A 6,280-nucleotide genomic window follows, 5' to 3' on the forward strand; every position below is an offset into this window, starting at 1 on the left:
GCTGTGTCCGCGGTAGGGTCTTTAAAGCTTAGTCAGCTTTAAAGCCCTACGCGTTCGGACACTGCCGTCACTTGATGTAGATCTGCGCGCTCATGCTGTTGCCCGGCGCGTTGAGCGAGGTGTTGCTGAAGGTGAAGGTGCCTTCCTGCTTGCCGGCCAGGTCGAAGGTATAGATGTAGCCGACGGTGATCCCGGAGTTGCCGCACGGCACCAGGCTGGCCCCCTCTTCGCAGACCGCCGCGCGCGTGCCGTTGACCTCGAAGCCGTCCAGCGCCACCCGGGGCTGGCGGCCGTAGCCGATTTCCAGCACGTACACCTTGATGTTCGGCCCCTGGTGATCGCAGGCGGTCTTGTCGCGTCCGTCCGACACATCCTCCAGGCCGCAGGACTGCGACTCGACCTTGAGGATTTCCACCTGGCTCAAGGGTGGCGCGGAACGGGCCATGGCCGGCGCCGCGCCCAACCACAGGCTGCTGGCCACTACCGCCAAGGCCATCGTTTTTATCGTGCTGTGCATAAGTCCCCCCCAAAACGTCGGCGCAGTATGCCCCAGTCGCCACTCGGGCAAAACATCGCCGAGGATCGCAGCCATAGCCCTGCGCTGCTGGTATGATGCGCGGCTTTTTCCGACCCGCACAAAATCCCCGGACGCTTTTTTATGGTCTGTGCTTTGCTGTCTGGGTCGATACATTCACGGCGCCCTGCGCGCCACGGGGAGCAGACATGCTGGAAAGGCTGTTTCAACTCAAGGCACACAACACCAATGTGCGGACCGAGATTCTCGCGGGCCTCACGACCTTCCTGGCCATGGCCTACATTCTGTTCGTCAACCCGAGCATCCTCGGCGAGACCGGCATGGACAAGGGTGCGGTGTTCGTCGCCACCTGCCTGGCCGCCGCCATCGGCTCGACCGTGATGGGCCTGATCGCCAACTACCCGATCGCCCTGGCTCCAGGCATGGGCCTGAACGCCTTCTTCACCTACACCGTGGTCCTGCACATGGGCCATACCTGGCAAGTGGCGCTGGGCGCGGTGTTCATTTCGGCGGTGCTGTTCTTCCTGCTGTCGATCTTCAAGATCCGCGAATGGATCATCAACAGCATCCCGCTGCCGCTGCGCTCGGCGATCGCGGCCGGTATCGGCCTGTTCCTGGCGCTGATCGCCCTGCACAACGCCGGCATCGTGATCGGCAACCAGTCGACCCTGGTGGGCCTCGGCGACTTGAGCAAACCTGCGCCGATCCTTGCGGCACTGGGCTTTGCCCTGATCGTTGCCCTGGAAGCGCTGAAAGTGCGCGGTGCGGTGCTGATCGGCATCCTCGCGGTGACCATCGTCTCCATCCTCCTGGGCGTCACCCCGTTCGGCGGCGTGACTTCGATGCCACCGTCCCTGGCCCCGACCTTCCTGCAGTTGGACATCAAGGGCGCCCTGGACATCGGCCTGGTCAGCGTGATCTTCGCCTTCCTGTTCGTCGACCTGTTCGACAACTCCGGGACCCTGATCGGCGTCGCCAAGCGCGCCGGCCTGATGGGCAAGGACGGCCACATGCCGAAAATGGGCCGGGCGCTGATCGCCGACAGCACCGCGGCCATGGCCGGTTCGCTGCTGGGCACCTCGACCACCACCAGCTACATCGAATCCGCGGCGGGCGTGAGCGCCGGCGGCCGCACCGGCCTGACCGCCATTGTCGTGGCGATCCTGTTCCTCCTGGCGCTGTTCTTCTCGCCGCTGGCGGCCAGCGTGCCAGCTTTCGCCACCGCCCCGGCCCTGCTGTTCGTCGCGGTACTGATGACGTCGGGCCTGGCGGAAATAGACTGGGACGACATCACCGTCGCCGCGCCGGTGGTGGTCACCGCCCTGGCCATGCCGTTCACCTACTCCATCGCCAACGGCATCGCCTTCGGCTTCATTGCCTGGACCGCGATCAAGCTGCTGTCGGGCCGCGCCCGTGAGCTGAACGCGCCGCTGGTGATCCTGTCGGTACTGTTTGTGATCAAGTTGGGTTGGTTCAACGCATGACTTTCGATTCCCAGGCTTACGCCACCCAGCTCGCCGACAAGGTCGCGCGCCTGCGTGAACTGCTGGCGCCGTTCGATGCCCCCGAGCCACAGGTCTTCGATTCGCCGCTGCAGCACTTCCGCCTGCGCGCGGAGTTTCGCCTGTGGCGCGAAGCCGGCGAGCGTCACTACGCGATGTTTTCCCAGGAAGACAAACGCACGCCGATCCTGATCGAAGAATTCCCCATCGCCAGCCTGCGCATCAATCAGCTGATGCCGCGACTCAAGGCCGCCTGGCAAGCCAGCAGCGCCTTGAGCCACAAGCTGTTCCAGGTCGAGTTCCTCACCACCCTGGCCGGCGACGCGATGATTACCCTGTGTTATCACCGCCCGCTGGACGAGCACTGGCACGCCGCGGCGAGCCAGTTGGCGGCCGACCTGAACGTCAGCGTCATTGGCCGTTCCAAGGGCAAGCGCGAAGTGATCGGCCACGATTACGTGGTGGAGAAACTCGAAGTCGGCGGGCGCACCTTCAGCTACCGCCAGCCCGAAGGCGCCTTCACCCAGCCCAACGGCACGGTCAACCAGAAGATGCTCAACTGGGCCTACGACGCCCTGGGCGATCGTCCGGACGACCTGCTGGAGCTGTACTGCGGCAACGGCAACTTCACCCTGCCCCTGGCCACCCGGGTGCGCAAGGTGCTGGCCACCGAGATCAGCAAGACCTCGGTCAACGCGGCCCTGAGCAACCTCAGCGAAAACGCGGTGGAGAACGTCACCCTGGTGCGCCTGTCCGCCGAAGAGCTGACCGAAGCCTTGAACGAAGTGCGTCCGTTCCGCCGCCTGCAGGGCGTGGACCTGAAGAGCTACGCGTTCGGCAGCGTGTTCGTCGACCCGCCGCGCGCCGGCATGGACCCGGACACCTGCGAGCTGACCCGGCGCTTCGACAACATCCTGTACATCTCGTGCAACCCGGAAACCCTGGCGGCCAACATCGCCCAGTTGCACGACACCCACCGCATCACCCGCTGCGCGATGTTCGACCAGTTCCCGTGGACCCACCACATGGAATCCGGGGTCTTGCTGACCCGGCGTTGAACCCGCCCCGCTGCACAGCAAACAGCCGTCCTCGTGACGGCTGTTTGCATTCCACGGTTTCCTGTAGCCGCTGCCGCAGGCTGCGATAAGGCCCGCAAGACCTTCAGCGATTGCAAGATCGCCACGGCCGTTGGCCGATCGCAGCCGGCGGCAGCGGCTACAGAGGAGTGTCAGCTGATGGGGCGAAAGTAGCCGGCCAGCTGCTGCAAGTCTTGTTCATTGAGCAGGCCGGCGTAGAACCTGAGCTGGACCCGCGCCAGCAGGTAGGCGTGCCGCGCATCGGCCAGGTCGCGCCGGGCGCTGAACAGCTGCTGCTCGGCATCCAGCACGTCGAGGTTGACCCGCTCGCCGCCGCGCACGCTTTTCAGGGTGGCCTGGACCAGGGCCTCGGCTGATTCGACCGCCATCTCATAGGCGCGGACCCGCGCCGCGCCGCTGGTGTTGAGGTTGAACTGCTTGCGCAGCTCGATCAGCACGTTGGCGGTCTGCGCATCCAGCTCGTATTGCGCCTGGGACAGCTGGCTGGCCGCCTGGCGGGTCGACGCCGACACCGAGCCGCCGGCGAACAGCGGCAGGCTGACCTGGATACCGACGCTGTTGGTGTCGTACTTCTGGTTGTAGGTGCTTTCCGAATCCGAACGGGTCTGGCGGCTGCTGGCGTAGAGGCTGACCTTGGGCAGATGCCCGGCGCGCTTGCGTTCCACCTCATATTCCGCGGCCTGCAACGCGTGCTGCTGGGAAGCCAGTTCCGGGTTGTTGGCGATGGCCAGGTCGCGCCAGCTCTCGAAGCGGTTGGGCTGCACCGGCTGGATATCGAATCGACGGGCCAGCGGGTCGAGTTCGTCGACCCGCAACGGCTGGCCGACTATCGCTTCCAGCTCGCGCAGGGCGCTGTCCTGCAGGTCACGGGCCTCGATCTCTTCGGCCAGGGCCAGGCTCAAGCGCGCCTGGGTTTCCAGCACGTCGGTGCGGGTGCCTTCTCCGCCCTTGAGCAAACGCTGGTTGAGTTGCAGGCGCTCGGCATAGGCGCGCCGCTGGGCCTGGCTCAGTTCGATACGCTCCTGGGCCAGCAGGGCCTGGCTATAGGCTCCCAACAGCCGCACCGCCAGTTCCTGGCTCTTGCTGCGAAAACGCTCGTCGGCGAACAGCGCCTGGGCCGCGCCCTGGCGAAAGCGCGCATAGGCTTCGTAATCCAGCAGCGGCTGCTGCAGGGTCAGGTTGGAGGCATAGCTGCGGTAGTCGCGATCGGTGGAAGAGTCCCCCAGGGGCGTGGCCTGGGTCACCTCGGATTGGTTGCGCGAGTTGTTGTAATTCCACGACAGGGTCGGCAACAGGGCGGCGCGGCCCAGCGCGCGGTTCTCCTCGCCGGCGTCGCGTTCCTGGATCGCCGCCTGGAAGGTCGGGTCGTTGCGTACCGCCAGCGCGTAAGCGTCCAGCAGCCCCAGGGCGTGGGCCGCGGGGGCGCACAGGCCATACAGGCTGGCCAGCAGCCAAGGGATAAGACGCCGGTTCATTCTTCCACCAGTGCCATGTGCGTGCGGTCCAGCAACGGCTTGAACAGGTAATTGAGCATCGAGCGCTCGCCGGTGCGCACAAAGGCTTCCACCGGCATGCCCGGGCGGATCTGCAAGCCGCGCAATTGCTGCATGCCGTCGGCGCTGACCTCGGCACGCAAGGTGTAGTAAGGCTCGTCGGTGCGCTCGTCCACCTGCCTGTCGGCCGACACCAGGGTCACCTGCCCGGCGACCCGCGGCGTGGTGCTCTGGCTGAAGGCCGAGAACATCAGTTCCACCGGCAACCCGGGGTGCACCTTGTCGATCATCTGCACCGGCACCCGCGCCTCCACCAGCAGCGGCTCGCCCTGGGGCACGATCTCCATCAGCGCCTGCCCCGGCTTGACCACCCCGCCCTCGGTGAACACCTCCAGCCCGACCACCACCCCGGCCGCCGGCGCACGCACCAGGCTGTTGGCCAGCTCGAACTCGGCCGAGGCCAGGCGGTTGCGCAGGTCTTCGCTGCGGGTACGGGTTTCGGCCAGCTGGCTGCGCACCTCTTTCTGGAACTCCTCGGCCCGTTGGCGGATACGCAAGCGCATCTCGAGGATCTGCCGCTGCAACTGGCCGATACGCCCGAAGTCCTCGGCGATCGAACCGTCGATCTGCGCATACAGGCGCTCGCTGTCCAGCAGCCGGTTGCGCGGGATATAGCCGTCGCGCGCGAGTTCGCGCAGCCCTTGCAGTTGTTCGTTCAACGAGCGGCGCTGGAGCACCTTGCTCGCCTGGGAATCGCGGGTGCCGCGCAGTTGGGCCTCGGAGCCGGCGATGCTTTCGGCGATGCCCTGCTGCTCCATGGCCAGGGCCTGGGCGCGGCTGCTGAACAGCTGGCGTTGCAGGGCCATGGTGGCGGCCACTTCCGGGTCATCGGCCTGGGCCAGCAGTTCCGGGGCAAAGGCCAGGACCTGGCCACCATCGCGCTCGGCATTCAAGCGGGCCTCGCTGGCCAGGGAGCCGAGGAACTGGGTCCGCAGCGACTGCACCTGGGTGCGCAGCGGCAGCTCCTTGAGGCGAATCAACACCTGGCCGGCGCTGACCACTTCGCCGTCGCGCACCTCGATGCGCTCGATGATGCCGCCACTGGGGTGCTGCACCGCCTTGCGATGCCCGGAGACCATGACCTTGCCGGCCACCGCCACGCCCTTGTCCAGGGGCGCCAGCGCGGCCCAGCCGAGGAAGCCGGCAAAACCGCCAAGCACCAGCAGCCAGCCCAGGCGCGAATATTTCTTCTCGTCCAGGGCCAGCAGGGTGCCCGGCGCGCGCTGGTGGTCGGCGGTCGGCAGGCGACCCAGGGGTTGTGCTTGGCTCATGCTTTTTTTCCTTCGCCGGCGGCCACGCCCAGGCGATAACTGACATTCATGCTGGCCGCGGGGGTGCTCGTCGGCGTCACCGGGGCCGCGGCGGCCTTGGGCTTGTGCATCGTCTCCAGGACTCGCGTCGTCGGCCCGAAGGCCTGCAACTGGCCCTCGCGCAGGATCATCAACTGGTCGGTCAGGCTCAGCACGTTGGGCTTGTGGGTGATCAGCACCAGGGTCCGGCGCTGCTGCTTGAGCTGGGCAATCGCCTGCAACAGCGCCTGCTCGCCGGCCTCATCGAGGTTGGCGTTGGGCTCGTCGAGCACGATCAGCGCCG

The 6,280-nt window shown here is 66.3% G+C and carries 5 protein-coding genes and 1 pseudogene; 2 read left to right on the forward strand and 4 right to left on the reverse strand.

All coding sequences use genetic code 11. The features are described from left to right. Positions 1 to 67: 67 nt before the first annotated feature. Complete coding sequence (locus J4E58_RS15945) at positions 68 to 517, reverse strand: DUF4879 domain-containing protein (protein ID WP_087091927.1); 450 nt, start codon at positions 515 to 517, stop codon at positions 68 to 70. A 206-nt stretch (positions 518 to 723) separates the two neighbouring features. Here J4E58_RS15945 and J4E58_RS15950 point away from each other — a divergent pair, with 206 nt between their 5' ends. Together J4E58_RS15950 and trmA are read left to right on the forward strand one after the other, a co-directional pair. Further along, positions 724 to 2,019 (forward strand): NCS2 family permease, encoded by a 1,296-nt coding sequence (locus J4E58_RS15950; RefSeq protein ID WP_087091926.1) that lies wholly within the window; start codon positions 724 to 726, stop codon positions 2,017 to 2,019. Continuing rightward, positions 2,016 to 3,095: a tRNA (uridine(54)-C5)-methyltransferase TrmA gene (gene trmA, locus J4E58_RS15955; protein ID WP_009045743.1), complete on the forward strand. Its 1,080-nt coding sequence runs from the start codon at positions 2,016 to 2,018 to the stop codon at positions 3,093 to 3,095. The genes J4E58_RS15950 and trmA overlap by 4 nt, the downstream gene beginning before the upstream one ends. A gap of 170 nt (positions 3,096 to 3,265) precedes the next feature. Here the strand turns inward: trmA and J4E58_RS15960 are convergent, their stop codons facing one another. The 3 genes and pseudogenes from J4E58_RS15960 to J4E58_RS15970 form a co-directional block, all read right to left on the reverse strand. Then, positions 3,266 to 4,609: a TolC family outer membrane protein gene (locus J4E58_RS15960; RefSeq protein WP_087091925.1), complete on the reverse strand. Its 1,344-nt coding sequence runs from the start codon at positions 4,607 to 4,609 to the stop codon at positions 3,266 to 3,268. Beyond that, entirely contained in the window at positions 4,606 to 5,958 is a 1,353-nt protein-coding gene (locus J4E58_RS15965) for an HlyD family type I secretion periplasmic adaptor subunit (RefSeq protein WP_256583214.1), read from the reverse strand. Before J4E58_RS15965 ends, J4E58_RS15960 begins: the two co-directional genes overlap by 4 nt. Further along, a pseudogene (locus tag J4E58_RS15970) lies at positions 5,955 to 6,280 on the reverse strand (type I secretion system permease/ATPase); the annotation flags it as partial. The pseudogene J4E58_RS15970 and the gene J4E58_RS15965, both read right to left, overlap by 4 nt.

Origin of the sequence: Pseudomonas sp. FW305-25 (assembly GCF_017351415.1) — a bacterium.
Lineage (GTDB): Bacteria > Pseudomonadota > Gammaproteobacteria > Pseudomonadales > Pseudomonadaceae > Aquipseudomonas > Aquipseudomonas chlororaphis.

Bases quoted from the DNA above. Each gene is read 5' to 3' on its own strand.
- J4E58_RS15950 (WP_087091926.1), top strand. From the start codon at position 724: ATGCTGGAAAGGCTGTTTCAACTCAAGGCACACAACACCAATGTGCGG.
- J4E58_RS15960 (WP_087091925.1), bottom strand. From the start codon at position 4,609: ATGAACCGGCGTCTTATCCCTTGGCTGCTGGCCAGCCTGTATGGCCTG.
- J4E58_RS15965 (WP_256583214.1), bottom strand. From the start codon at position 5,958: ATGAGCCAAGCACAACCCCTGGGTCGCCTGCCGACCGCCGACCACCAG.
- trmA (WP_009045743.1), top strand. From the start codon at position 2,016: ATGACTTTCGATTCCCAGGCTTACGCCACCCAGCTCGCCGACAAGGTC.
- J4E58_RS15945 (WP_087091927.1), bottom strand. From the start codon at position 517: ATGCACAGCACGATAAAAACGATGGCCTTGGCGGTAGTGGCCAGCAGC.